21 protein-coding genes and 2 pseudogenes are annotated in these 25,403 nt (G+C 68.9%); 11 read left to right on the forward strand and 12 right to left on the reverse strand.

From position 1 onward, the window contains the following. Nucleotides 1-68 precede the first annotated feature (68 nt). From katG to BN4348_RS41750, 3 genes are all read right to left on the reverse strand, one after another. Complete coding sequence (gene katG, locus BN4348_RS41740) at nucleotides 69-2,252, reverse strand: catalase/peroxidase HPI (protein WP_066912862.1); 2,184 nt, start codon at nucleotides 2,250-2,252, stop codon at nucleotides 69-71. Between the two features lie 48 nt (nucleotides 2,253-2,300). Beyond that, entirely contained in the window at nucleotides 2,301-2,750 is a 450-nt protein-coding gene (locus tag BN4348_RS41745) for a Fur family transcriptional regulator (RefSeq protein WP_211145713.1), read from the reverse strand. Nucleotides 2,751-2,893: 143 nt separating this feature from the next. After that, the gene (locus tag BN4348_RS41750) at nucleotides 2,894-4,168 is read right to left on the reverse strand and encodes a L,D-transpeptidase (protein ID WP_066912964.1); all 1,275 of its coding nucleotides are present in this window, start codon (nucleotides 4,166-4,168) and stop codon (nucleotides 2,894-2,896) included. Between the two features lie 65 nt (nucleotides 4,169-4,233). On the opposite strand from BN4348_RS41750, the gene BN4348_RS41755 reads away from it, so the two are divergent. Both BN4348_RS41755 and BN4348_RS41760 read left to right on the forward strand, forming a co-directional pair. Next, nucleotides 4,234-4,974 carry a hypothetical protein gene (locus BN4348_RS41755; RefSeq protein WP_066912864.1) on the forward strand — a complete coding sequence of 247 codons (741 nt, stop codon included), beginning with the start codon at nucleotides 4,234-4,236 and terminating at the stop codon, nucleotides 4,972-4,974. A gap of 74 nt (nucleotides 4,975-5,048) precedes the next feature. After that, nucleotides 5,049-6,548, forward strand: a complete 1,500-nt coding sequence (locus BN4348_RS41760) for an FAD-dependent oxidoreductase (protein ID WP_066912866.1) — start codon at nucleotides 5,049-5,051, stop codon at nucleotides 6,546-6,548. Between the two features lie 77 nt (nucleotides 6,549-6,625). On the opposite strand, the gene BN4348_RS41765 is transcribed toward BN4348_RS41760, so the two are convergent. After that, a complete protein-coding gene (locus BN4348_RS41765) occupies nucleotides 6,626-7,618 on the reverse strand; it encodes a class I SAM-dependent methyltransferase (protein ID WP_096866277.1) in 993 nt (330 codons plus the stop codon). 268 nt (nucleotides 7,619-7,886) lie between these two features. Between BN4348_RS41765 and BN4348_RS62460 the strand changes: the two are divergent. The 4 genes and pseudogenes from BN4348_RS62460 to BN4348_RS41785 all read left to right on the forward strand — a co-directional run bounded on the left by BN4348_RS62460 (nucleotide 7,887) and on the right by BN4348_RS41785 (nucleotide 11,201). After that, nucleotides 7,887-9,004 (forward strand): annotated as a pseudogene (locus tag BN4348_RS62460) (PPE family protein). 211 nt (nucleotides 9,005-9,215) lie between these two features. Then, a complete protein-coding gene (locus BN4348_RS41775; protein WP_066912872.1) occupies nucleotides 9,216-9,890 on the forward strand; it encodes a cysteine peptidase family C39 domain-containing protein in 675 nt (224 codons plus the stop codon). Nucleotides 9,891-9,988: 98 nt separating this feature from the next. Beyond that, nucleotides 9,989-10,312, forward strand: a complete 324-nt coding sequence (locus BN4348_RS41780) for a DUF732 domain-containing protein (RefSeq protein WP_066912874.1) — start codon at nucleotides 9,989-9,991, stop codon at nucleotides 10,310-10,312. A gap of 76 nt (nucleotides 10,313-10,388) precedes the next feature. Then, entirely contained in the window at nucleotides 10,389-11,201 is an 813-nt protein-coding gene (locus BN4348_RS41785; protein WP_066912966.1) for an MOSC domain-containing protein, read from the forward strand. A 6-nt stretch (nucleotides 11,202-11,207) separates the two neighbouring features. Here BN4348_RS41785 and BN4348_RS41790 read toward each other — a convergent pair whose 3' ends face one another. The 7 genes from BN4348_RS41790 to BN4348_RS41820 form a co-directional block, all read right to left on the reverse strand. Continuing rightward, complete coding sequence (locus BN4348_RS41790; protein ID WP_066912876.1) at nucleotides 11,208-12,470, reverse strand: cytochrome P450; 1,263 nt, start codon at nucleotides 12,468-12,470, stop codon at nucleotides 11,208-11,210. Beyond that, nucleotides 12,470-13,873: an NAD(P)/FAD-dependent oxidoreductase gene (locus BN4348_RS41795; protein WP_066912878.1), complete on the reverse strand. Its 1,404-nt coding sequence runs from the start codon at nucleotides 13,871-13,873 to the stop codon at nucleotides 12,470-12,472. The genes BN4348_RS41790 and BN4348_RS41795 overlap by 1 nt, the downstream gene beginning before the upstream one ends. After that, nucleotides 13,870-14,085, reverse strand: a complete 216-nt coding sequence (locus BN4348_RS41800) for a ferredoxin (protein ID WP_066912880.1) — start codon at nucleotides 14,083-14,085, stop codon at nucleotides 13,870-13,872. The genes BN4348_RS41795 and BN4348_RS41800 overlap by 4 nt, the downstream gene beginning before the upstream one ends. A gap of 165 nt (nucleotides 14,086-14,250) precedes the next feature. Beyond that, on the reverse strand, nucleotides 14,251-14,799 hold the full coding sequence (locus tag BN4348_RS41805; protein WP_066912882.1) for a thioredoxin family protein: 549 nt from the start codon (nucleotides 14,797-14,799) through the stop codon (nucleotides 14,251-14,253). A gap of 21 nt (nucleotides 14,800-14,820) precedes the next feature. After that, nucleotides 14,821-15,471: a DUF1345 domain-containing protein gene (locus tag BN4348_RS41810; protein WP_066912886.1), complete on the reverse strand. Its 651-nt coding sequence runs from the start codon at nucleotides 15,469-15,471 to the stop codon at nucleotides 14,821-14,823. Nucleotides 15,472-15,512: 41 nt separating this feature from the next. Further along, a complete protein-coding gene (locus tag BN4348_RS41815; RefSeq protein WP_066912888.1) occupies nucleotides 15,513-16,184 on the reverse strand; it encodes a cutinase family protein in 672 nt (223 codons plus the stop codon). 45 nt (nucleotides 16,185-16,229) lie between these two features. Then, complete coding sequence (locus BN4348_RS41820; protein WP_066912890.1) at nucleotides 16,230-16,994, reverse strand: class I SAM-dependent methyltransferase; 765 nt, start codon at nucleotides 16,992-16,994, stop codon at nucleotides 16,230-16,232. Between the two features lie 170 nt (nucleotides 16,995-17,164). On the opposite strand from BN4348_RS41820, the gene BN4348_RS41825 reads away from it, so the two are divergent. After that, a complete protein-coding gene (locus BN4348_RS41825) occupies nucleotides 17,165-18,784 on the forward strand; it encodes a PecA family PE domain-processing aspartic protease (RefSeq protein ID WP_084454154.1) in 1,620 nt (539 codons plus the stop codon). 50 nt (nucleotides 18,785-18,834) lie between these two features. Here BN4348_RS41825 and BN4348_RS41830 read toward each other — a convergent pair whose 3' ends face one another. After that, nucleotides 18,835-19,323 carry a DUF732 domain-containing protein gene (locus BN4348_RS41830; RefSeq protein WP_066912894.1) on the reverse strand — a complete coding sequence of 163 codons (489 nt, stop codon included), beginning with the start codon at nucleotides 19,321-19,323 and terminating at the stop codon, nucleotides 18,835-18,837. A gap of 593 nt (nucleotides 19,324-19,916) precedes the next feature. Here BN4348_RS41830 and BN4348_RS41835 point away from each other — a divergent pair. The 4 genes and pseudogenes from BN4348_RS41835 to BN4348_RS61400 form a co-directional block, all read left to right on the forward strand. Beyond that, nucleotides 19,917-21,494: a PecA family PE domain-processing aspartic protease gene (locus BN4348_RS41835; protein ID WP_066912896.1), complete on the forward strand. Its 1,578-nt coding sequence runs from the start codon at nucleotides 19,917-19,919 to the stop codon at nucleotides 21,492-21,494. Between the two features lie 138 nt (nucleotides 21,495-21,632). Further along, nucleotides 21,633-23,618 (forward strand): glycoside hydrolase family 172 protein, encoded by a 1,986-nt coding sequence (locus BN4348_RS41840; RefSeq protein ID WP_066912968.1) that lies wholly within the window; start codon nucleotides 21,633-21,635, stop codon nucleotides 23,616-23,618. Between the two features lie 50 nt (nucleotides 23,619-23,668). Beyond that, entirely contained in the window at nucleotides 23,669-24,568 is a 900-nt protein-coding gene (locus tag BN4348_RS41845) for a lytic transglycosylase domain-containing protein (protein ID WP_066912970.1), read from the forward strand. A gap of 51 nt (nucleotides 24,569-24,619) precedes the next feature. Then, a pseudogene (locus tag BN4348_RS61400) lies at nucleotides 24,620-25,402 on the forward strand (DUF222 domain-containing protein); the annotation flags it as partial. Between the last annotated feature and the right edge of the window lies 1 nt (nucleotide 25,403).

Genomic DNA, 25,403 nt, shown 5'->3' on the forward strand with positions numbered 1-25,403 from the left:
CGCCACCCCCGCGACGCACGACGCCCCGCGGACCGATGGCCCGCGGGGCGTCGCTTGCTAGCGGGCTGTTACTTCAGGTCGAACCGGTCGGCGTTCATGACCTTGACCCAGGCCGCGACGAAGTCCTCGACGAACTTCCCCGCGTTGTCGTCCTGGGCATACACCTCGGCGAGCCCGCGCAGCACCGAGTTCGACCCGAACACCAGGTCGTTGGCGGTGGCCGTCCACTTCTTCTGGCCCGACTTGCGGTCGACGACCTCGTAGACGTTCTCCGCCGTCTCGGACGCCTTCCACGCGTTGTCCATGTCGAGCAGGTTGACGAAGAAGTCGTTGGTCAGCGTGCCGGGCCGGTCGGTGAACACGCCGTGCTTGCTGCCGCCGTGGTTGGCGCCCAGGGCCCGCAGCCCACCGACGAGCACCGTCATCTCCGGACCGGTCACGCCCAGCAGGTAGGCCCGCTCCTGCAGCAACTGCTCCAGCGGAGCCTTCTCGCCGGCGCGGATGTAGTTGCGGAACCCGTCGGCCCGCGGTTCGAGCACCGCGAAGGACTCCACGTCGGTGCTCTCCTGGGAGGCGTCGGTCCGCCCGGGCGCGAAGTGCACCTCGATCTCGTAGCCGGCGTCCTTGGCCGCCTTCTCAACGGCCGCGGATCCGGCCAGCACGATCAGGTCGGCCAGCGAGATCTTCTTGCCGCCCGACGCCGACGCGTTGAAGTCCTGCTGGACCTTCTCCAGCACGGGCAACACCTTGTCCAGCTCCGAGGGCTCGTTGACCTCCCAGTTGCGCTGCGGCTCGAGGCGCAGCCGCACCCCGTTGGCGCCGCCCCGCTTGTCCGTGCGCCGGAAGCTGGACGCCGCGGACCAGGCCGTCTTGACCAGCTGCGGCACCGACAGGCCGGAGTCGAGCACCTTTTGCTTCAGCGCCGCGACGTCCTTGTCGTCGACCAGCTCGTGGTCCACCGGCGGAACCGGGTCCTGCCACAGCTGCGGCTCGGGAATCCACGGGCCGAGGTAGCGGCTGATCGGGCCCATGTCGCGGTGCAGCAGCTTGTACCAGGCCTTGGCGAACGCCTCGGTCAGCTCTTCGGGGTGGTCCAGCCAACGCCGCGTGATGTCGCGATAGATCGGCGACTCGCGCATCGAGATGTCGGTGACCAGCATCGTCGGGGCGCGACCCGGCCCGCCGAACGGGTCGGGGATGGTGCCCGCACCCGCGCCGTCCTTGGCGACGAACTGCCAGGCATCGCCGGGGCTCTTGGTCAGCTCCCACTCGTAGCCGTACAGCGTCTCCAGGAAGGTGTTGTCCCACTTGGTCGGCGTCGGCGTCCAGACCACCTCCAGGCCGCTGGTGATGGCGTCCTTGCCCACGCCGGTGCCATACGAGCTCTTCCAGCCCAGGCCCTGCTGCTCGATCGGGGCGGCCTCCGGCTCGGGGCCCACCAGATCGCCGCTGCCGGCGCCGTGGGTCTTGCCGAAGCTGTGCCCGCCGACGATGAGTGCGGCGGTCTCCTCGTCGTTCATCGCCATCCGCCCGAACGTCTCGCGGATGTCGATCGCGGCGGCGATGGGATCCGGCTTGCCCTCGGGACCCTCGGGGTTCACGTAGATCAGGCCCATGGTGGTCGCGCCGTACGGCTGGGCGAGGGCGCGCTCACCGGAATAGCGCTTGTTGGTGCCCAACCATTCGTCCTCTTCGCCCCAGAGGATCTCCTCGGGTTCCCAGGCGTCCTCGCGCCCGAAGGCGAAGCCGAAGGTCTTGAATCCCATCGACTCCAGCGCGCAGTTGCCCGCGAAGATGATCAGGTCGGCCCAGGAGATCTTGTTGCCGTACTTCTTCTTGACCGGCCACAACAGCCGGCGGGCCTTGTCCAGGCTCACGTTGTCCGGCCAGCTGTTGAGCGGGGCGAAGCGCTGCATGCCCTGGCCGCCGCCGCCGCGGCCGTCCTGAATACGGTAGGTGCCCGCGGCGTGCCAGCTCATCCGGATGAACAGGCCGCCGTAGTGGCCGTAGTCGGCGGGCCACCAGTCCTGCGAGGTGGTCATCACCGAGATGACGTCCGCCTTGAGCGCGTCGACGTCAAGCTTGGCGAACTCCGCGGCGTAGTCGAAGTCGTCGCCGAGCGGGTTGGCCTGCGGCGAGTGCGGGTGCAGGGTCGAAACGTCGATCTGATCCGGCCACCAGTCCCGGTTCGTCAGGGGCGCATGCGCTTTAGGCTCGGGCGCGGGGATTGCCGGGTTTTCGCTCTCGGACACAACATTCCTTTCGGTGTTTGGTGAATAGGGCTGCGATCACGGGAGTGATCAAGGATCTGGGGTCGTGCAATCGGGGCACATGCCCCAGTAGATGACTTCAGCCTCGTCTAGGACGAAGCCATCCAGCACCTTGTTGTCGTCCAACGGCGTCAGGCACGGCGCCTCTCCGACAGCGCAGTCGACGTCGGCGATGACCCCGCAGGCGCGGCACACGACGTGGTGGTGGTTGTCGCCGACCCGGGCTTCATAACGAGCGACCATCCCCAGTGGCTGGATCCGGCGAACCAGGCCCACGGCGGTCAGCGCGCCGAGCACGTCGTAGACGGCCTGGCGGGAAACGTCGGGCAAACCGTCCCGCACCGCGTTGAAGATCGTGTCGGTGTCGGCATGGGGATTGGCGTGCACGACCTCCAGGACGGCAAGCCGGGGCCGAGTCACCCGCAGGTCGGCCATGCGCAGCCTGTCCGCGTTGCTCGCCGATGAGGACACGTGGTCCATATCACTCTCTTATTTGGAATGAGTCAAGACTTTCCCGGGGGAGTGTTGCGCGAATACGCGGTGAACGTCGACCATCGAGTCGTCGAGCGGCACCGGCGGTGGGTGGAATGACGTTGAGTGCGAGAACAACTCGGCATCGAGGCCTAGGACGCCGGCTGCAACGCGCTGCCCTTGCGCCACTGGTCCCAGCTCAGCGTCCAGTCGCCGTTCTGGGCCACCGTCAACGGCGGTCCGCCGCTGTTGCGGACCTCGACCACGTCGCCGGGCACCGAGAAGTCGTAGAACCACCTTGCGTTGTCGGCGTTCAGGTTCAGGCAGCCGTGCGAGGTGTCCCGGTGGCCCTGGGCCCACACCGTCGCATCGAGCTCGTGCAGGTAGATGCCGTCGGTGCTGATCTTGGTGGCCCAGTTGATGGTCTCGCGGTAGCCGAGGCGCGAATTCTTGGGCAGCCCGAACGTCGAGGAGTCCATCACGACCGGGTTGCCCTTGGAGAGCACGGTGTAGATGCCCGGCGGGGTCCACAACGAGATGATGTGCCCGGCGACGTCGTCGGTGCCGCCCATTCCCATCGACGTGGGCATGGTCCTGACCAGTGCCCCGTTGTCGAACACGCTGACCTGATGGGTGGCGTCGTCGGCGATGGATACGTGAGCGTCACCGATCCGGAACGACACCCGCGTGTCGTCCTGCCCGAATAAGCCGTCGCCCAAGGCGATTCCGTAGATCTTGGCCTCGGCGGTGACGGTGGTTCCCGGGGCGTAGTAGCGCTCGGGACGCCAGTGTGCGTTTTGCCCGTCGACCCAGAACCACGAGCCCGGCACCGGTGGGTTGGTCGTCATCTTGAGCTGCCGCTCGGCGGCGGCCCGGTCGGAGATCTGCTCGTCGAAGTGCGCGACGACCACGGTGCCGACGCCGTAGGTGCCGCCGTCGTGCAGCGCGGCCTCGGCCGTCGTGGTGAAGGAAACCTTGGTCTGGTTGGACGGCCGCAGCGTCGAGAACGACGAAACCTGCGTGGCCGCAACGCGGTTGGCCCCCTGCGCGGTGGCGGTCAGCGTGTAGGTGCGCCCGTACCCCAGCGGGACGGTGGGCTTCCAGACGGTGTCATCCGGGGTCATCACGCCCTGTACCGATTTGCCGCTGTCGTTGACCATGCGCACGTCGGTCAGCGTCCCCCCGTCGACTTTCACCAGCACCGGTGCGAGCGGGTCGACGTCGTGTGCGCCCGCGCCCGGCGTGATCGTTATTTGCGCGGCGGCAGGCGTTTTCGCTGCGACGCTGTGGCGCGGGCAAACGCCGTGCGGGCAGCGCGTCAACGACGCCGTCTCGATCGCGCCCATCAGCCCGACGAAGATCAGCACGGCCAACAGGAACCGGCGAGGCCAGGCCGCCGAATCGCTGCTTGCGTCGCGTGCGGGCATGCGAATCATGTAGCCCACGGCGTTCGCACTGAAACGTGAGGCGCCCCGCGAGGGATCATGGCGTCATGGCCGACGACGAACTCGACAGTCTGTACTGTGCGGAGCCCGGCGCCTTCACGGCGCTACGCACCAAATTGGTCGCCGAGGCGAAGGAGCGCGGCGACGCGGCGGCCGCCGAACGGATCGCGGCGGCGCGCAAGCCGACGACGGCGGCCTGGATCGTCAACCGGCTGGCGCTCCGGCGGACGGACGCCACGAAGCGCCTGTCCGACCTCGGCGACCGCCTGCGGGCCGCGCACGCCGAGATGGCCGGCGAAAGAATCCGCGGCCTGTCGGCCGAGCAACACAAACTGATCGACGAACTCACCCGGGCCGCGTTGCAAACCGCCGACGTGACGCGGCCGTCGGCATCGGTGCGCGAGGACGTGACCGGCACGCTGCAGGCCGCGGTCGCCGACCCCGACGTCACCCGGCGGCTCGGCCGGCTGACCAAACCCGAGCGCTGGTCGGGGTTCGGCGTCGGCGACGCGGGGCCCGCCTCGACGCCTGCCAAGCGCTCCAGCACGGCCGCGCAGCGGCGCCTGGACAAGCTGAAGGCGGCCATCAACGACGCCGAGCGGGAAAAGGCCGAGGCCGGCGACGCGCTGTCGCTTCGTCAAGCCGAACGCGACGATGCGCGCGCGGCCGTGCGCGAAGCCCAGCGCCGACTCGACCGGGCCGAGGCCGTATATGACAAGGCGGAGCGGGCGGACCGTGCCGCCGCCGCAAAGGTCAAAGAGGCGCGAGCGCAGCTCAAACGGGCGTGACCGGCACTGCGCCGGCGGTGGCCAGGTTTTCCCCGGTCCCTCGCGGGTATCAGCCAGCCGTGACCTCTTTATGGATGGCCGACCGGGCCGAACAGCCTTGGGCTGCAAGCCGGCTTGATGACGGTCCCCGTTCCGCCGACGTCATCGTCGTCGGCGCCGGGATCACCGGGCTGATGACCGCCGTCCTGCTGGCCCGCGCCGGCATGGACACGTTGGTGCTGGAGGCGCGCACCGTCGGTGCCTGCGCCACCGGGAACACCACCGCCAAGATCAGCTTGCTGCAGGGCACCCAGCTGTCGAGGCTCCTGCCCAGGCACGGCAGGGATGTGGCGCGGGCCTACGTCGACGGCAACCGGGAGGGCCAGGACTGGGTGCTGCAGCACTGCGAGTCGCGCGGCATCGCGGTGCAGCGCGAGGACGCCTACACCTACGCCCAGTCCGCAAAGGGGGTCAGCTCCGCGCGCGCGGAGCTGAAGGCCTGCGAGGCGGTGGGGCTGCCCGCGGTGTGGGACGACGACGCGGACGTGCCGTTTCCGTACCACGGCGGCGTGCGGCTGCCCGACCAGGCGCAGTTCGACCCCATGCCGTTCCTGGACTCGCTGGCCACCGAGCTCCTCGATCGCGGGGGACGGCTGGTCGAGCACGCCCGGGTCCGGCGGGTGTCGTGGCGCGGCAAGGGCGTGCGCGTGCACGTCAACGACGCCGCACAGCGCGACGTCGAACTCGAGGCCGGCCAGCTGGTGCTCGCCACGGGGATCCCGATCCTGGATCGCGGCGGCTATTTCGCGCGGGTCAAGCCAAGCAGGTCCTACTGCCTGGCCTTCAAGGTCCCCGGCACCATCACCCGGCCGATGATGATTTCCACCGATTCGCCGACGCGTTCGGTGCGCTACGCGCCCGTCGCCGACGGGGAGCGGCTGATTGTGGGCGGGGCCGGCCACACGGTGGGTCGCAAGAAGAGCCCCGCGAAATCCCTGGCGGAGCTCTCGGACTGGGCGCGCAAGCACTATCCCGGCGCCGTGCAAACCCACTTCTGGTCGGCGCAGGACTACACGCCCATCGACCACCTGCCGTACGTGGGCCCCATCCTTCCCAACACCGAAACCATCTTTGTCGCAACGGGTTTCAACAAGTGGGGCATGACGAACGGCCCCGCCGCCGCGCTGGCGCTGTCGAGCCGCATCCTGGGTGGGCGGATGGACTGGTCGAGCGCGTTCGCCAGCTGGAGCCCGCACGAGCTGTCGGGTCTGCTGACGGCCCTGCAGGCCAACCTCGAAGTCGGGTTCGACCTGGCGAAGGGCTGGATCACCCCGGCAATACGCACCGGCCGTCGCAGCCCGGTCAACGGCGAGGGCGGCGTGGTGAGCGGGCCCCCCTGGCATCTGGAGGCCCGCTGCCGTGTCGGCGGCGTCAATGGCACCAAGCACCGCGTTTCGCCGGTGTGCCCGCACCTGGGCGGGATCGTGAACTGGAACGACGCCGACAACGCGTGGGAATGCCCGCTGCACGGGTCGCGCTTCGCGCCGGACGGCACCCTGCTCGAAGGACCGGCCACCCGCGACCTGACGGCCTAGGTTCCGCGCCGAACGTGTATTGAGGGCGAGAAATCCGCCGGATTTTCGCCGTGAATGCACGTTCGGCGCAAGGGGATTCAGCTCGATTTCTGATAGACGAGCCAACGCAACTCGATCGGCGACTGCTCACGCGGGACATCGAAGACGTCGAGGCCGCTGGCCCAGCCCTCGAACCAGCCCGTTGGGGGCCAGGCCCCCTCGGGCAGGTGCGCCTTCTCGTACTCGTAGGCCGAATCGTCGGCGATGAGCTCGAGGGGTAGCTGCGCCGCGGCGCCGGTCACCTCGTCCCGGGTGAAGATCATGGTGTTGCACTGCTGCCCGAGTTCCCGCGCGGAGTTGTCGGGGGTGTAGCCCGGCCGCGCCAGGAAGGTGTTGAACACCAGGCGTCCGCCGGGGGCCAGGCAGTCGGCGGCGAGCTCGAACAGGCCGCGCAACTCGTGGGTCGTGCGGAAGTCGGGCACCACCTCGGAGAGCACCATCAGCTGATACTCGTCGTGGACGCCCTCCACCGCGGTGAAGACGTCGCTCTGGATGACGCGCACCCCGAGCGATTCGCGTTCGACCTCCGAGCGCATGACGTCGGCGAACTTCGGCGCCATCTCGACCGCGTCGACGGAGTGCCCGAGCCGGGCCAGGGCCAGGGCGTTACGGCCGGTCCCCGCGCCGACGTCGAGCACCCGAACCGTCGCGGGATCGCCCGTTTCGCGGGCCAGCGCCACCACGCGCGCGTCGGGTTCGGTGCCGAACAGCGGCGGCGGCCGGGTGGCGACCCAGTTGTCGTAGTCGGCCTCGACCGTCCGCCATTCGGCTTTGACCTGGTAGTTCAGGCCGGTGCCGAAGGGGAGCTGAAACGAGATCGCTATGTCCGAACGCTGGGAGGCCTTGAACGCCTTCGCCAGCTCGCCTTCCAGCACCTTCCTGAGCTGAATCGATTGTTCCGGCGTGTAGGGAACGCCCAGGGTGGCGCAGAGGTTGGCGCACAGCTGGACGTACTCGTCGATCATGCCCGGGACGGCCGGCACCGTGATTTGGCCCTCGGCCAACGACCGCCGATACAGCCGCCTGACCATCGCCTCGTGCAACGTCGACCGATCGAACGATTTGGGCGCCTCGTCCACCAGACTCTTCTACACGACGCGGTCCGTGGTCGCACGGTGGCCGCCTCCGACACCGAGCCTTAACACGTCCGTCGGCGCGGTATTGGCAACGTTTGGGTACCGGACATGTACTACTGAAGGAAGTGCGATCGTTTGCTGGCTCGGTTCTGGCTGTGCCGCCCAGTACGCGTCACCGGAGCCGGCCAAGCCTGGCGGCTTCGAACCGATCGGAGGGAACGACATGGACTACGCAGCGCTGCCGCCGGAGGTCAACTCCGCGCGCATGTACGCCGGTCCCGGATCGGGGCCGATGCTGGCCGCGGCGTCGGCGTGGGACGGATTGGCCGCCGCCCTGCATTCGGCCGCGAGCTCGTATCAGTCGGAGCTCGCGGCATTGACCGCCGGGCCCTGGCTCGGCCCGTCGTCGGCGTTGATGGCCGCCGCGGTCGCACCGTACGTCACGTGGACGAGAGTCTCTGCCACGCAGGCCGAGCAGGCCGCGAACCAGGCGGCGGCCGCGGCGGCCGCCTACGAGACGGCGTTCGCGGAAACGGTGCCGCCACCGGTGATCGCGGCCAACCGCAGCATGCTGCTGGCCCTGATCGCGAGCAACATCTTCGGCCAGAACACCCCGGCGATCGCGGCCACCGAGGCGCAGTACGCCGAGATGTGGGCCCAGGACGCCGCCGCCATGTACGGCTACGCCGGCGCGTCCGCGCTGGCGACGGTGCTGACGCCGTTCGCGCCGCCGCCGAGGAGCACCAACGCAGGCGGGTCGTCCCCCTGTCTCTTATATAGCTCTNGGCGGCGGTACCGGCCCAAGCGACGCCGCTCGACGCGCTCGGCCTGATAAGCGATCTCATTGCGATCTTCCTCGACGCACCAGCCAGCGTGGCCGGGCTTGGTATCGACGCGCCAGGGACGCTCGTGGCCCTGCCGTTCGACGTCGTCGGCGCCCTCACCGGTTTCCACACCGACGACATCGTCAGCGGGTGGGCGGGGATCCAAGCGTGGCCGGGCAACGCGCCGGTGCCGCCCTCACCGTTCCCGGTGATCACGAACCTGGCCGGCGGCTCGGCGGTGACGGCCGGCCTGGCTGAGGCGAAAACGATTGGGGCGCTGTCGGTTCCACCGGCCTGGACCTACGAAACGACGATGATCCGGCCCCTGGCCGTCGCGCTGCCGACGGCCACAGCGGCCGCCGCGGATGCGTCCGCCGGGAGCGCGGGCAGCCTGTTCAGCCAGATGGCGCTGGCCGGCATGGCCGGGCGCGCGATGGCCGGCACCGGCGGCGCCGGCGGTGGCCCCGGCCGGCGGGGGCGCATCCNCGAGCAGAAAAAACGCCTGCTGGCCCATTAAGCCCGTAGCAAATTGTCGATCAGGGCAATAGTTGCCATTTGATGGCGAATAACATCGGGTATTCGCTAGCGTCGCAATGCCGCCGCTCGGTTAACCACACGTTGCCACTGGAAATATGAGCGCCGGCTGTGCGATCTTCCGCCTACGGCGCGCCCCGTGGGTGCTAGGTTTGCACGCAATTCGAATCTCCGACTGGTCTTTCCGAGCGATCATGTTCAAGCACCGGCTAGCACCCGCGGCGCGCACCGCAGTGGCGTCCGCGTGCATCGCCTCGGCCTGCCTTCTCGCGGGGGAAGGCCCGGCGGCGACGGCCACCGACGGCGTCTACGGCGACCCCACGGCGGCGGCCAAGTACTGGCAGGAGCAGTCGCTCGAGGACAACTGCGGCCTGATGGCCGTGGCCGACGTCGTCGGCGAGGTCACCGGCCAGTCGCCGACGGAGCGCCAGATGATCAAGCTGGCCCAGAACACACCGTCGGGGACCAACCCCGGCCCCATTTACGCCCCCCGCGGGGACCCGAGTCATACCAACGGCAACGGCGGCATCGAGATGGCGGACGAGGTCGTCCTGCTCAAGCACTTCGGCATCAAATCGACCATGTTCTGGGACAAGCAACCCGACGACCGGACCGGACTGCCCGCGCTGGAGCACTACCTCAGCGACAACCGCAAGATCGTCGCGTACGTGAACTACGCGTTCATCTGGCACACCAACGACCAGCACACGGACGCCGATCACTTCGTGGTCGTCACCGGGATCGACACCAACAAGCAAGTCGTCCACCTCAATGACCCTGCCGCCGAGTACGCCGACACGCAGGTCCCCGTCACCGCCTTCACGAATGCCTGGCGCACCGGCGAGGACTCGATCGTCGTGACGTCCTAATCGGCTCGCCCCAAGTTTCGAGATTTTGAATATTCGTTTATCGTGAACGCCCATACTGGCGACACACTCGACGCGGACAACAAAAGAAAGGGTATGAAATGTTTGCACCTCGCTGGCTGGCCAAACTGACCATCCCGGTGATGGTCGGCGCCGCCCTCACCGCAAGCACCGCTATTGCATCTGCCGACTCCACCGACGACGCATACTTGGCGAAACTGAAAAACCTGGGATTCAGTTGGCCCTCCGCGAGCGACTCCGACATGATCGCGATGGGACATGCGGTCTGCGCCGACCGGATGGCCGGCAAGACGCCGGATGAGATCGCCTCCGACTTGCACTCCAGCATGAGCGCGAAGGGCTTCTCGTTCGCGGACATGACCGGCTGGGTCAGCGCCGCGGAGTCGACCTACTGCCCGGGCTAGTCGCCTCGCTCCACCTGTAAAACACATACTGTTTCCATAACGGTGTGTGGGATGTGCGCTGGGTGGAGAGGTGCAGATGCGGGTGCAGAGTTTGCGCCGGTACCCGGTGAAGTCGATGCTGGGCGAGAGCGTGGACAGCCTGTTCGTCGACGAGGGCGGGGCCGAGGGCGACCGGCGGCTGGCCCTGATCGACACCGAGACCGGGCACGTGGCCAGCGCCAAACAGGCGCGGCTGTGGCGCGGACTGCTCAAGTGCACCGCCAACGCGGAGACGGGGCGGGTGAGCATCGAGCTACCCGACGGGACGCACCTCGCGTCCGACGACCCCGTCGTCGACGACACGCTGTCGCGGCTGTTGGGACGGACGGTCCGGCTGGTCAGGCAGCGGCCGGCCGGCGCGACGCTGGAACGCCCGGATCCGGAAAAGCTGCTGGAGCTCGGGTTGGACGCATCCGAGGCCGAGGTCGGGGGCCGCATCCTCGAGATCGCTCAGGCCACCCCGGGCGACTCGTTCACCGACGAGGCCCCGCTGCACGCCATCACCACGGCCACCCTCGACCACATCGGCGTCGAGGCGCTGCGCTACCGGCCGAACCTGGTGATCGCGACGCCACCGGGCTACCCGCCGTATGGCGAAAGCGACTGGATCGGAAGGGAACTCGTGGTGGGGGGCGCGCGACTGCGCGCCCTGACGTCCACGTCACGGTGCGTGGTGCCCACGCTGGAGCACGGACCGTTACCCCGAGCCCCGCAGGCGCTCCGCACGCCCGCGGCCGAGAATCGTTGTGACACGGGCGGTCACGGACCGCAGCCGTGCGCGGGCGCGTACCTCGAAGTGCTGTCGGCGGGCGTCGTCCGCGTCGGCGACCCCGTCACCCTTGGGCCATAGCCGCTTTCAGTCGGCGACCGCGGCGAAGTCGACCCACAGGTGCCGCGGCCCGCGGAACACCTGGTTGTGCCGATACGGCGGCGGGTCGACGACCAGCTTCGGAGATTCGACGCGGCGCAGCAAGATCTCCAGCGCCAGGTTGACCTCCAGGCGCGCCAGCGGGCCGCCCATGCAGGTGTGAATGCCGCTGCCCCAACCGAAATGCTCGTTGTCCTCGCGCAGCGGATCGAAGCGGTCCGGCTTGTCGAACCGCCGCGGATCCCGGTTCGCCGCGGCGTAGACGAGGTGCACCGCCGACCCGGCCGGGATCAGCGTCCCGCCGATCTCGATGTCCGCGGTGGCGCTGCGGCTGGGGAAGAACTGCACCGCCGACTGCAGCCGCTGCACCTCCTCGATGGCGCGCGGGATCAGTTCGGGGCGTTGCCGCATCAGATCCCAGGAGCCAGGGTTGCGCAGCAGTGTCATCACGCAATTGGTGATGGTGTTCACGGTGGAGTCGTGACCGGCGACCAACAGCAGCATGGCGTTGGACGTCGTCTCCTGCACCGACATCGGGCCGTCGGGCCCGTCGTCGTGCAGCAGTTTGGACAGCAGGCCGTCGCCGGGTGTCCGCGCGTACTTGCGCACCAGGCCGCCCAGGTAGTTCTGCAAAGCGGCGGTGCCGGCGCGGCCCTTTTCGGCCAGCGCCCGGCCCTCTTCGGTGGCGCCCTCCGGGCCGAGGTCGCTGCCCATCATGAAGTCGAAGATCCAGCCGTGAAACGTCGGCTCGTCTTCGACCGGCACGCCGAGGATCTTGCAGATAACCGCGACGGGTATCGGGTAGGCGAAGTCCTCCACCACGTCCAGGCGGGTCGTGCCGCGGGCCTTCACCCCCTCGAGCATCTCGTTGGCGATTTGCATGACGAACGGCTCCATGCCCGGGATCAGGCCAGGGGAGTGCGGCGGACCGAAATGGCGCATGACCTGGCGGCGGGCCCGGTCGTGCTCGGGTGGGTCGGAAACGATGATGCTGGGGGAGCCGCCGTAGGCCTCCATGTGTTCGCTGCCGGCAGTGGGCTTTTCGCCGCCCAGGCCCGCCGGGCTTCGGCGGGTGTCGGAGCTGATCCGCGGGTCGTGGGCCAACGCGAGCAGCTCGCGATACCCGGTGACGACGTACGTGTTGGCGGAGACCTTGGCCACCGGATTTTCGCGCAGCTCCCGAAAGAAGGGGTACGGGTTGGGGCGGTTCTCGAACTTCATCGCCTCGGCCCAGGCGGTTTCGGCATCCATCATCGGCTCCTGGGCCGGAATTCCGCACCGCGCGAGGTGGGGTCGTGTCCGGTCAGCACCACGTCGGGAATGGCGGTCGGTTCGCGGGGGTCGGGGAACCGGGCCGGCATCGGCTCGAAGATGACGGGGCGGTCGTAGCCGGGCGGAGGCGGCGGGAACGGCGCGGACCGCTCGATCAGTGACGCGTAGTACGGCAGCCACTTGCCGTGGTTGAACGTCACTGCCCCGACGATGCGGCCGCGGTATCCGTAGGCCGCGGCGAACCGGCGTTGCGCGGGCGAGCCCTGCGTGAACACGATCTCGTCGCCGAACGAGCACACCCCGACGCTCTTGATGTTGACCCCGAACTGGCCGGACCAGAACGACGGAAGCGGCAGGTGCGGCCGTCGTCCCATCTCCAGGCTGATCATGTTGTTGGCCGCCACCTCGGCGCCGAAAACTGCGTTGTCCCAATGCTCTTGGGACATGAACTCGTACTCGTAGAGGACGTGCGGGGCGCGGGCCACGTCGCCGGCGACGAAGATGTTGTCGGTCACCACACCGTTGATGTCGAACGCGCGGCACCCGGCGTCGCACGCCACCCCCCAGAACCCGCTCGCCAGCTGCGCACCGTCGAGCCATTCGACGTTGCGGATCGAACCCAGGCAGGCCACCACTACGTCGACGTCCAGCTCGGTGCCGTCGGAGAGCCGGGCCCGGCGGACGTGGCCGTCGGCGTCTCCGTCGAGGGCGTCCACCGCCACGCCGGTGCGCAGGTCCACCCCGGCGTCGAGCTGCATCTGGGCGGCGATGTCGCCGATCACGCCACCGAGCGCGCCGCTCAGGGGCGCCTTGCCGCGCTCGGCCACGGTCACCGGGAGGTCGAGATCGCGGCACACCGAGGCGATTTCGGAGCCGACGAACCCCGATCCGACGATGAGCACGCGGCGCGGTCGCTCCCGGAGCGCGGCGGCCAGCCCCGCGGCGTCGTCGCACGTGCGCACCGTGAAAAGCCCCTGCAGGGCGGCCTCGTTCGCGTTGAACCACGGCCGCGCCCTGGTTCCGGTAGCGATCAGCAGGCGGTCGTAGTTCACCGTCTCGCCGTTGGCGAGCAGCACCTGGCGGTTGGATCGGTCCAGGCCGACGGCCGCCACGCCAAGCCGCCAGTCGGCGTCGACGGGACGCAGGCGGGGGAGCTTCGTGTGATCGGCGGGCACCCAGCCCTTGAGGACCTGCTTGGACAGCGGCGGCCGGTCGTAGGGTTCGTGCGGCTCGTCGCCGATGATGGTGAGCGGCCCACGGAAGCCCTTCTCCCGCAAGGCTTCCGCCGCCCGCAGGCCCGCCAGCGACGCACCCACGATGACGATGCGGCCGTCCGCCTTGAACGCGTCGACGAGCCGGCCGACCAGCGAAGCGGCCGTCATCGGGTGTCTCGGTCGGCCGGCGGATCGAGCTCCAGGACGATGGCTTGCACGGGGCAGGACGCCGCCGCGCGCAGTACGCGCTGGCGCTGGGAGTCGTCGGGGTTGGGGTCGTAGGCCAGAGCCTCCTCGCCGACCATCTGCAGCACCTCGGGCGCGAGCGGCACGCATTGGGCGTAGCCCTGGCACTTGTTGAGATCGACCACCAACCGCATATCCCGAGCCTTCCGCCCGTGGGCTACCTGACCCCCTCGCGCGCAGAGTACTTGGCCGGGACGGGCCGCGACAGCCATCGCCGGAATTCGCCCGGGGGGCCGGTGCTGTCAGGCACCCAGAGAGTTCAGCCCACCCAAACCGGGCCCGCGCCGCGACCTACCGGCTCAGCGCCACTTGATGCCGCACCCGATCGACGGCCGCTGATCGGGGTCGACCGGCTGCCCGGCGAGCACGGCGTTGACGGCCGCCCGGACGTCGGCCGCCGTCACCGGCTTGTCGTTGCCCGGGCGGGAATCGTCGAGCTGGCCGCGGTAGACGAGGCGACGCTCGCCGTCGAAGACGAACGTGTCGGGCGTGCACGCCGCGGAGAAGGCGCGCGCGACATCCTGGGACTCGTCGTAGAGGTACGGGAACGTCCAGCCGTGACCGCGCGCCTCGGCGACCATCTGCTCGGGCCCGTCCTGCGGGTAGGTGACGACGTCGTTGCTGGAGATGCCGACCATCGCGACGCCCTTGTCCGCGAGGTCGCGGCCCAGCGCGGCGAGCCCGGCGGCGACGTGCTTGACGTACGGGCAGTGGTTGCAGATGAACGTGACCACGAGCGCCGGGCCCCTGAGGTCGTCGAGGCTGACCGTGGCCCCGGTGGCCGGGTCGGGCAGCGAGAAGGGCGGCGCGGGGGTGCCGAGGGCGAGCATGGTGGACTCGATGGCCATACCGGCCAGACTAGCCCGGCGCTACAGCTTGGAGCCCAGCCCCGCAACCAGATTGATCGTGACGGCCAGCACCACCGCGCCGAGGAGGTAGGACAGCAGCGCCTGGCGCAGCACCGTCGCCCTGATCGAGGTCAGCCCGATCTCGGTGTCCGACACCTGATAGGTCATGCCGACGGTGAAGGCCACGTAGGCGAAGTCCCGGAACCGGGGCGGCTCGGGGTCGTGAAAGTTGATCCCGCCCGGTTCGTCGACGTAGTAGAGCCGCGCGTAGTGCACGGTGAACAGCGTGTGCACCGAAAACCAGGACGCCGCGACGGCCGCGATTCCCAGCAGCGCGGCCAGTACGGCTTTGGGGCCGGAGTGCGACCCCGCCGCCACCACATAGCCGACCCCGGCGAGGCTCGCGACGCTCGCCGACACGATGACCGCGTCGGCGACCCACCGGGTCGGGTCCTCGCGGGTCACATAGGCGCGGGTTTGATCGGCGTCCATTCCGGCGAGGAGGAGCCAGGTCCATCCGACATAGACGCCGGCGGTGACGACCCAGCCGATCAGGGCGAACCGCCAGCCGACCGTGTTGCCGACCGTGACGGCGACGGCAACACCGAGCACCGCGGCTACCAGGATCCGGACCGCGACCGTGTCGCGGGACAACGCAACGAGGGATTTCACACTTCCGACCTAAGCATCATCGGAAGCGTGCCCGGACGAAACTAGCCGTTCTGGGGCCGTGGCGGCGCCTGCCCGAGCTTGTTGACGGCGAACGTCGCGGCCTGGTTGACCATCCCGTTGTCGATGTACGACATGTGCGACATGATGTTGCCGCCCGGGGAGCAGATCGGGTCGTCGGGGGCACACAGGCTGATCGTCTTGCCGACGAGCGCCGGGCTGATCGTGGGCAGCGGCTGACCGCCCCACAGCATGCTGGAGAAACCGCTGGTGGGCTCGCCAAACAGGGCGACGGCGGCGACGCGGTCGGCCGCCGGGGCGGGCAGCGTCTGGCTGGCCAGGTCGATCACCGTCGAGCCCTGCGAGTACCCGCCGAGCACCATCTTGGTGTTGGGGCAGCTGGCGGCGACGTCCTGGATGTGCGCGCTGGCGTCGGTGGAGCCGGCCGTGGCGCTGTTGTGGTAGTCGTCGTTGGCCGGGTAGTTGACGGCATAGGCGCTGATGGACCGCCCGCCGAGCTGCGCGGTGAGCGAGTCGACGAATGCTTGCCCGACGTTGGCAAGGCCGGGTTCCTGATGGGTGCCGCGCGCGAAGACCACCGCGACGTCGGTGCAGGGGTCGGCGGATGCGGCCGGGGCGGCGAAAGGTGCGCTCAGCGCCGCCCACGCCGTCACGGCCGAAACACCAACGATGCGGGCAAAGCTGCGTGAATTCATGTCCAAATGCTGACACACCGTCGGCGGCGGCGACGTATGCGGGCCTTAGAGCTCGCCGCGCGCGATCCGGTCGGCGCGCCAGCAACGCGCCTGCATGGGGATGTCGATCACGTCCGCCCCGGGATACCGCGCCACCAACGTGGCGCGCGCTTCGGCCAGCCGCCGCGCGCGGTCGTCCGGGGACGCGACGATCACCCTGCTGTAGGTGCCCAGCATCGCGACGGCGTCCTCGACCGTCATGGTCCGGACGAATCGGAACGTCTCACGCGCGATGTGGTGGAAGATCGGCGGCTCCGGGAGGACCACTTCCACGCGCCGGCGTACCCGCTCGGCCGAGGCGGCTTCGTCCTCCTCCCCGGGCAGCCGTTCGAGGTTGCGCACCCAGTCCACCTCGCGGTCGCGGCTTGTCCAGACCAGGCCGAGCCGGCCGCCGTCGCGCAGCACCCGGCCGATCTCCGGAACGGCCCGTTCGTGGTCCATCCAGTGCCACGCCGACGAGACGAACACGGCGTCCGCCGACGCGTCGGGAAGCGGGATCGACTCGCCACGGCCCTCGACCGCGCGGACGCCGGGGGATCGCGCGGCCAGCACACTCCGCATGCGCGCATCGGGTTCGACGGCGATGACCTGGGTCGCGTTGCCGACCAGGGTGCGGGTGAACAGCCCGGTGCCCGCGCCCACGTCGACGGCCACGCCGCAACCGGGGGGCACCAGCCAGCGGACCGCCTCCCGCGGGGGTTGCGGCCGCAGCCCGTCGTAGTCCTCGGCGATCGACCCGAAGGACATCGCGCGCTCTTGGCGATCGGTCACAACGCCACCGTAGTCGCCTCGGCGTTCACGACTGCTGGCGTGGAAACGTTTGGTAAATACCGAGATTTTCGCGCCGGAGTTTCCTAGAGTCGGCATACCGGCCTGTGGCGTGAGCTGCGCGTCCCCGGTATGAGACGTGGTTTGCGGGTAGAGGGGAAGGATACCGGGGGATGAGTTTTCTGACGTCGCCGCCAGAGATAATCTCGGCGTTACTCCATGCGGGCGCGGGCCCTGAGCCGATGCTGGCCGCGTCCGCGGCGTGGGACGGGCTGGCCACGGAGCTGGGGTCGGCGGCGCAGTCGTTCTCGTCGATCACCGCCGGGCTGGCCGGTGACGCCTGGCAGGGGACCGCCTCGACGGCGATGCTGTCCACCGCGGCGCAGTACACGGGGGTGCTGAGCGCGGCGGCGGCGCAAGCGCAAACCGCCGCCACCCAGGCCCAGGTGGTGGCCGCCGAGTTCGAATCCGCGCTGGCCGCCACCGTGCACCCCGCGTTGGTGTCCGCCAACCGCAGTCAGCTGATCCAGCTGGTGTTCTCCAACCTGTTCGGGCAGAACGCCCCTGCGATCGCCGCGGCCGAGGCCCAGTACGAGCAGATGTGGGCCCAAGACGTGTCGGCGATGGTGGGCTACCACGGCGGGGTTTCGGCCGCCGCGGCCCAGCTGTCGTCCTGGTCGTCGGCCATTCAGGGCCTGCCGGCCCAGGCCGCCGCCACGATCGCCGGCAGCCCCGCCGCCGCGGCGCTGAGTCCGGCCACCCCGGCGGCCGCCAACCCCATCGCGGGGCTACTCGGGGGCGTCGAGAGCGAGGCGACTAACCTCGTCGCCCAGGCCGAGCACTACGCCATCAACATCATCAACGCGCCCACCGACCTGCTGTTCGGCCGTCAGCTGATCGCCACCGGGCCGCAGTCCACCGGCGGCGTCGCGACCGTCAATTCCGGTACTCAGACGGCGACCGCTCCGCTGACCATCTTCGGCGGCACCGAGCCGCTGGTGAACGCCTCCGTCGGCCCCGGATCCGCCATGCCGCTGCTGGTCGACACCGGGTCGACGGGCCTTGTCGTCCCCATGACCAAAGTCGGGGGCCTGCTGGGAATGCTGGAGATGGGCATACCCCGGGGCCTGGGCATCGGCGGTTACAGCGGCGGGCTGGACTACGTCTACGCCACCTACAACGCGCCGGTGAATTTCGGCGGCGGCCTCGTCACCGGGTCGACTCCCGTCAACGTCGAACTGTTCGCCTGGCCGGTGTCCATCCAGTCGGCGATGAACAGCGGTTTGACGTTCCAGTCCTTCTTCGCGACCGACGGGGCGTCCGGCGTCCTGGGTGTCGGACCGAACGCGGGCGGCCCGGGCCCGAGCATTCCGTTGCAGGCGCTGCCGTCGCCCTACAACCAGGGCCTGCTGATCAACCAAACCGTGGCCAACCCTTACCTGCAGTTCGGTGGCACGTCGACAATCACGAACGCTCCCCTGGCCATGCTCAACGGATCGCCCATCACCAACCTGGACGTAAAGGTCGCAGGCGGGCCACTGCAACAGGTTGCCTCGATCGTCGATTCCGGCGGTGTGGAAGGGACGCTCCCGGCGAGCCTCAACGCGTCACCCGGCGACCTAATACAGGTCTACGACAGCACCGGTACGAACTTGCTGTACTCGTACACCTACAACGGCGATTACTTCCCCACGCCGATCTCGAGCGGGTTGATGAACACCGGGAACCTGATTTTCGCCGAGCACCCGGTGTACGTCGATTTCGGCAACAACACCTCGACCATTTACCAGTGAGCCGAGGCATCCTGCGCTGACCGCCCGCTAACGCCCTTGAGCGGCCTCAATCAGCTTGTGGGCCAGGGCAATCCGAAGGCGCAACCCTGGCCGCCCGATGACGCGTCGTGAAATGCGCACCGGCGCGAAGCGAACAGCCGCTGGGTTCCTACCTCACGGTGCGAGCTTGACGAAGCCCGGGCCCATGGGTGGCGGCGGCTGCGCCGGACCCCCGCCGGCACCGCCGCCGGGGCTTCCATCGCNTCGACGGGGTATTGCCGCTCGACCGGGTCCACGGTGTACGCCTCGATGATTTGCTCATCCACCAATTGGCCCACCGGCATGCCGCCCTTGAGTTTCTCGCAATCGCCATGGGCTGTGGCGATGAGGGTCGGCACATTCGAAACAGCGGGGATGTTTTCTTGGTCGAGCAATGCCAGGAACTTGTTGTCTTGATTTGTGTCGGCCGCTGCTGCGCCGCAACGCAGTAGTGTGGCGCTGGTCAGCACCGCGATGGTGGCAACGAGGGCGCCGGAGTGGCCTGTGATGCCGGCGAACATGAGAGGGTTCCGTTTCGCTTGGCCATGGGTTATAGATTCTGATTTTCGACCACATCCATGGTACGTCGTGAAGCTTCCTCGGCGACCATTGAAGGAACGGTGAAATTCCTGTCAATCCCAATCCGCACCGACTGCCGGCGGTGCCTCCCGATTTAGCGCCCCCATTACAAGCCCGACCGAATGCACGCGCGGCCACAAATACGCTTCGCCCAATGGTGCGTGGGGCTGCGGGACAGGAATCCGTTGGCGAAACCCAGCCGTTTTTCGGCGGTGCGCCGGCGTTGGCCAGTGGGGCGCGGCATCGCCGCTGACCGAGTCCTCGGCGGCGGCCGCGTGGTCCTCGCGCACCAGCCGAGACACCACGCAGGTGGCACCGCTGCCGTCCGGCGATCGCCCCGGCCGGAGGGGGAAGGTTACGGCACCGGAGCCCGTTACGGTGTGCGGTCGCACCGTCGGCGCGGTCGGCCGAATGTCGTTGGCGGGAAGGCGCATTTTCAGGTCGGCGGCCCGGCCATTTCCTAAAGTTTGCCGTACCGGTCGAGGCCGTTCTCCAGTCAATCCGACCGGGTGCGGGAGGGGAAGGACACTCGGGGATGAGCTTTCTGGTCTTACCGCCGGAGATCAATTCGACGCTCATGTACGCGGGCGCGGGCTCGGCGCCGATGCTGGCCGCCGCGACCGCGTGGGACGGGCTGGCCGCCGAGTTGGGCTCAGCGGTGCAGGCGTTTTCGTCGATCACCTCCGGCCTGGCCGGCGAGGCCTGGCAGGGGACCGCCTCGGCGGCGATGCTGTCGACCGCCGCGCAATACACAGAGGTGCTGAGTGCTGCCGCGACGCAAGCGCAATCGGCTGCCGCCCAGGCCCAGACGATCGCGAGTGCGTTTGAATCCGCCGTGGTCGCCACCGTGCACCCCGCGTTGGTGAGCGCCAACCGCAACGAGCTGGTGCAGCTCGTCGTCTCAAATCTTTTCGGGCAGAACGCACCCGCGATCGCCGCCGCGGAATCCAACTACGAGCAGATGTGGGCCAAGGACGTCGCCGCGATGGTCGATTACCACGGCGGCGTTTCGGCGGCGGCGTCGCAACTGCCCTCGTGGTCGGCCGCGGTGCGCGGCCTGCCGGCCCAGGCATCCAGCGCGATCGCCGCCACTCCCGTTGCCGCAGCACTGAATTCGATGGCCCCCGCGGCCAGCGACCCCATCACGACCGTCGAAAAGTACGCCATCGCCGCGATCAACGGGCCCACCGAATTTCTGTTCGGGCGCCCGCTGATCGGCACCGCACCGGCGGTGGGCCTCGGTGGCACCGTGAGCGGCGGGACGGCAACCGCCCCGCTGACCCTCTACGGCGGCGGGGAGCCGCTGGTGAACGCCTCCGTGGGCGGCGGGGCGCCCGTACCGTTACTGGTCGACACCGGGTCCACCGGTCTGGTGATCCCATTCCAAGACGCCGGGGGATTACTGGGAACACTTCAGCTTGGCTTGCCCACCGGCTTCGGCATCGGGGGATATAGCGGGGGAATCAACTACCTGTACGCGACGTATAACGCGCCGGTGAATTTCGGCGGCGGGCTCGTCACCTCGAGGACGCCCGTCGACATCGAACTTTTCGCATGGCCGGCATCCATTTCGGCGGCAATGAACCACGGCCTCACGTTTCAGTCCTACTTTGCTCAGGACGGTGCGAGCGGCGTTCTGGGCGTCGGCCCCAACGCGGGGGGACCGGGACCGAGCATCGCCACCCAGGCATTGCCGGCGCCCTACAACTCGGGCCTGCTGATCAACGAAACCGGGCAGCACCCTTACCTGCAGTTCGGCGCGCCGCCGACGAGCCTGAACCCCATCGCCACGTTCTCCGGATCTCCGATCGCCACCCTGGGGATCAGCACGGGCCCGCTGGGCGTTTTGGGCCCTCAGTATTCCGTCAACTCGGTTATCGATTCCGGCGGCGTGGCGGGAACCATCCCGTCGGGCCTCAACGCTGTGCCCGGCACACCGGTGTACGTCTACGCCCCGAACGGCGCGCTGCTGTACTCCTACATCTATGACGGGACGTACTTCCCGACGCCCTCGCCGTACATCATGAACACCGGGGCCCTGCCCTTCCTGGCACACCCGGTGTACATCTCCTACAGCCCCGGCGGGGTCGGGACGACCACCTTCTACCAGTGAGCCATTTCGAGCCGGCCGTCGCCGGGAAGGTCAGCGCCGACAGGGCATAGAGTGCCCAGTCAAATGGGCTTGTGGGCAAGCGGTTTCCCGCTGAGCGGACTTGACGCCCGTCGGGCGTGGGCCGCGGTGTTCGCGGCGCTGTTGTCGGGGAGTTTCTGTGTCGCCGCGACGGCGTCCGCCGAACCCCTCGTCAAGGCGCCCGTCGTACGGGCGGCCGGCTGGGACGTCTACCGCCGATTGGATCTGTTGCCGTACCTGAGTTCCGACACACAGAGCTTGGAGGTCTCGAGCTTCGATCGAAGCGGCGGTGACTTCGACATCTCCACCGGCAACAAGAACGGCAGTGGCGGGTGCTTGGCGTCCGGCGGCGCGGGCTGCGTGATCGCCGAGGATCGCGGTGCCGGAGAGGTGGATTCGATCTGGTTGACCCGCGACGGCGGCAACGTGCGCGCGATCGGCGCGATCCGCATCGAGTTGGACGGCCAGACGGTGATCGACACACCCCTGCAATCGTTGGTCGACGGCGCGATGGGCACGCCATTCGTGTGGCCGCTGGTGGCCAACGCCGCGCAGTCGCCGGGCGGCGTGTACATCAAGGTCCCGATGCCGTACCGGCGGTCGATGCGGATCAGCGTCGCATCGCACTTGGAGTACTACCACGTCGACTATCGCCGGTTTTCCACCGCCGACGTTGTCAGCACGTTCTCGCCCTCCGATCCCGCGCTCGACGTCCTCGCCACCCTGCGCGCCGCGGGAACCGGCGACCCCAAACCGGGGGCACCCGAAACCGCACATACGAATCGGGTCGTCGAGGTGCCCGCCGGCGCGGGTGCGACGCTCACGGAACCGGCCGGGCCGGGCACTATCTCGGCGTTGCGCCTACACCTGCCCGAACCCTCGGATCCGCTGCTGAGCGGGTTGCGGCTCCAGATCGAGTTCGACGGCCAGACCACGGTCGACTCGCCGCTCGGAGAATTCTTCGGCGGCGGACTCGGCACCAACGACGTGCGGTCGCTGATGTTCGCCACGACCCCACAACCCGACGGGTCGCTGTCGTTAATGGCATGGTGGCCAATGCCTTTCGCCCGCACCGCCCGCGTCACGCTCGTCAACACGACCGGAGAACCCGCGCCGCCCATCGACAGCGAAGTCGTGACCACAACCGACCCGCAGTGGGCGCCCGCACTGGCCAGCGGCCGCGCCGGTTACTTCACCGCGCGCTCACACGCCGGGCCGACAGCGCTGGGTCAGGACTGGCTGTTCGCCGAGGAGCGCGGTCACGGCAAGTTCGTCGGCGTCAGCCACACCATCCGCGGTTCCCGAATCAAAACGTCGTTCAGCGACGACGCCCCCTATTTTCTGGAGGGAGCCGAACGCGTGTACACCGACGGCGCCTTGTCGCCCCAGTGGTACGGCACCGGCACCGAGGACTTCTACGAGGGCGGCTGGTACTTCAAGAACGGCACGCGCTTCAGCGCCCCACTGACCGGACAACCCGACCAACGCACGGCCACCGGCGGATGCGCCGACTACTGCGTCGCCGCCTATCGCCTCATGCTCGCCGAAGCCATCGACTACCACTCGGCGCTCCGGTTCGGCATCGAGCACGGCAAACGCGACATGGTCCTGCCCGACTACAGCTCGACCGCCTTTCTGTACACGCACCCGGACGACACCATCGTGCCCGGCGACGACGTCTACCCCGGGAATCCGGTCAGCCGGCTGCTGCACGGCTACCACGACGACGACGCCACCGATCAGCTCCTGGTCAGCCAATACGACGGCAACGACGACACCCGCCCCGTTGTCGGGCTGGTCCGCGCCACCGGCGCCCCGATCGCCTTCGACGTCGCGATCGCCCCGGACAACCGCGGCCTGCTGCTGCGCCGCACGTCGGACCAGGCGAGGGGCTATCAGGCGGCGGACATCGCCATCGACGGCACCCCCGCCGGGCTCTGGCTGCAGCCCCGCAGCAACGCCTTCCACCGCTGGCTCGACGACACCTACCTGGTGCCCGGGTCGCTCACAGCGGGCAAGGACCGCGTCACCGTCGCGCTCACGCCGATTCCCGGCACCCCGCCCTGGACCGCGAGCCGCTACCACGTGGACGCCCTGACGGATTAGTGGGCGCGACCCGGTTCGCATCCGCCGCCGGTGTGGCTACCGTAAACATCGTGAGCCGTAACCGTGTAGGGCCGCTTGTGCTGGGGGCGATCGCGCTCGCGCTCGCCGTCGTCACCGATCCGGGTGCCGCGGTGGCCGCGCCGACCACAGTGGCCGAGGCACCCAGGATGCCCGAGGGAGCGCAGCCGCAGCTGGCGTCGGACCCCGCGCAGCTGGCCGACGACCTGGTCGCCGACGAGCACGCGCTGCGTGACCCGTCGACGGCCGAGCCGGCGCTGACGGCGGCGGCCAAGCGCCAGCAGGCGGCGTATCGCGCCATCGGGCTGCACCCCGAATGGGATGCGACCACGCGACCGCGAATCCCGGCGCCGCTCCTCGATGTCTACGACCGCAACGTCGACGCCCGCCGGCAGCTGACCGCGATGACGCCCGTGCGGGACACGCTGCCCGCGTGGCGCATCGAGCCGCCGGCCCCGGCCGACGAGCTGCTGGGCTATTACCACCAGGCGGAGTCGGACTCCGGAGTGGGATGGAATTACCTGGCCGCGATCAACCTCATCGAAACCCGGCTTGGCAGCATCCAGGGCGTCAGCACCGCCGGGGCGCACGGACCCATGCAGTTCTTGCCCGCGACGTTCGCCAGCTACGGGCAGGGCGGCGACATCGACTCGCCCCGCGACAGCATCATGGCGGCCGGGCGCTACCTGGCGGCCAACGGCTTTGCCAACGATCGCGATCACGCCATCTACCAGTACAACCACGCGAACCAATACGTCCGCGCCGTCGACCAATACGCGGCTCTGCTGGCCGCCGACCCGTCGACCTTTGGCGCGTACTACCGGTGGGACGTCTACTGCCGCACCACCGCGGGCGACGTGCTGCTCCCGATCGGCTACGCCGCGACGTCGCCGATCCCCGCCGCGGACTACGTGGCGAGCCATCCGCAGTAGCGCCTCGCTCGGCGGCCGATTTTTGTCGTACCCGGTTGCGATGATGGGGTTATGTTTTCGACGCCGCCTCCGCTAGGGGTGAACCATAAGAAGCGCCTGGAGGTGCTTTTTGAGGAGTTGGCGGAGTTGGCCGGTCAGCGCAACGCCATTGATGGGCGCATCGTGGAAATCGCCGCGGAGATGGAGCGCGATGAGCTGTGCGGGTCCACGGGGGCGCGGTCGGTGGCGGCGTTGCTGGCCTGGAAGCTGGGTTCGTCGTCGGCCAACGCGCACACGATCACTGCGGTGGCGCGTCGGCTGGAGGAGTTTCCGCGCTGCGCGGCGGGTCTGCGGGAGGGGCGGTTGTCGCTGGATCAGGTCGGGGTCATCGCCGCGCGCGCGGGTGAGGGATCCGATGAGCATTACGAGCAGTTGGCGCGCGTTGCCACGGTCAGCCAGTTGCGCACCGCGGTCAGCCTCGAGCCGCGGCCCCCAGAGGCCCGCCCGGCCCCCGAACCGTCGATCACCAAGACCGCCACCGAGGAGCTGACGTGTTGGCGGATCAAGCTGGGACCTTTGGACGCGGCGAAGTTCGACGCCGCGCTGGCCTCACATCGCGAGGCGCTGATCGGCGAATGGAAACGCGATCACGGCGATAGCGAGGGTCAGGGCCATCCCGATCAGCGCCCGCCGCTGCCGGGCACTTTGGAGGCGTTTTTGCGGCTGGTCGAGGCCGGCTGGGACGCCGAAGCCACCGGCCGCCCGCACGGCCAACACACCACCGTGGTGGCCCACCTCGACGTGGCCGCGCGCGTCGGCGCGCTGCACCTGGGCCCGCTGCTGTCCGACGCCGACC

This window comes from Mycobacterium interjectum, from assembly GCF_900078675.2.
In the GTDB taxonomy this organism is placed as follows: domain Bacteria; phylum Actinomycetota; class Actinomycetes; order Mycobacteriales; family Mycobacteriaceae; genus Mycobacterium; species Mycobacterium interjectum.

Coding starts and splice junctions, on each gene's coding strand:
- BN4348_RS41815 (WP_066912888.1), bottom strand. CDS start 16,184: ATGAATTCACGCAGCTTTGCCCGCATCGTTGGTGTTTCGGCCGTGACG.
- BN4348_RS41750 (WP_066912964.1), bottom strand. CDS start 4,168: ATGCCCGCACGCGACGCAAGCAGCGATTCGGCGGCCTGGCCTCGCCGG.
- BN4348_RS41800 (WP_066912880.1), bottom strand. CDS start 14,085: ATGCGGTTGGTGGTCGATCTCAACAAGTGCCAGGGCTACGCCCAATGC.
- BN4348_RS41795 (WP_066912878.1), bottom strand. CDS start 13,873: ATGACGGCCGCTTCGCTGGTCGGCCGGCTCGTCGACGCGTTCAAGGCG.
- BN4348_RS41805 (WP_066912882.1), bottom strand. CDS start 14,799: ATGGCCATCGAGTCCACCATGCTCGCCCTCGGCACCCCCGCGCCGCCC.
- BN4348_RS41745 (WP_211145713.1), bottom strand. CDS start 2,750: ATGGACCACGTGTCCTCATCGGCGAGCAACGCGGACAGGCTGCGCATG.
- BN4348_RS41785 (WP_066912966.1), top strand. CDS start 10,389: ATGCGGGTGCAGAGTTTGCGCCGGTACCCGGTGAAGTCGATGCTGGGC.
- BN4348_RS41835 (WP_066912896.1), top strand. CDS start 19,917: ATGAGCTTTCTGGTCTTACCGCCGGAGATCAATTCGACGCTCATGTAC.
- BN4348_RS41780 (WP_066912874.1), top strand. CDS start 9,989: ATGTTTGCACCTCGCTGGCTGGCCAAACTGACCATCCCGGTGATGGTC.
- BN4348_RS41825 (WP_084454154.1), top strand. CDS start 17,165: ATGAGTTTTCTGACGTCGCCGCCAGAGATAATCTCGGCGTTACTCCAT.
- BN4348_RS41790 (WP_066912876.1), bottom strand. CDS start 12,470: ATGGATGCCGAAACCGCCTGGGCCGAGGCGATGAAGTTCGAGAACCGC.
- BN4348_RS41755 (WP_066912864.1), top strand. CDS start 4,234: ATGGCCGACGACGAACTCGACAGTCTGTACTGTGCGGAGCCCGGCGCC.
- BN4348_RS41775 (WP_066912872.1), top strand. CDS start 9,216: ATGTTCAAGCACCGGCTAGCACCCGCGGCGCGCACCGCAGTGGCGTCC.
- BN4348_RS41765 (WP_096866277.1), bottom strand. CDS start 7,618: ATGGTCAGGCGGCTGTATCGGCGGTCGTTGGCCGAGGGCCAAATCACG.
- BN4348_RS41760 (WP_066912866.1), top strand. CDS start 5,049: ATGGCCGACCGGGCCGAACAGCCTTGGGCTGCAAGCCGGCTTGATGAC.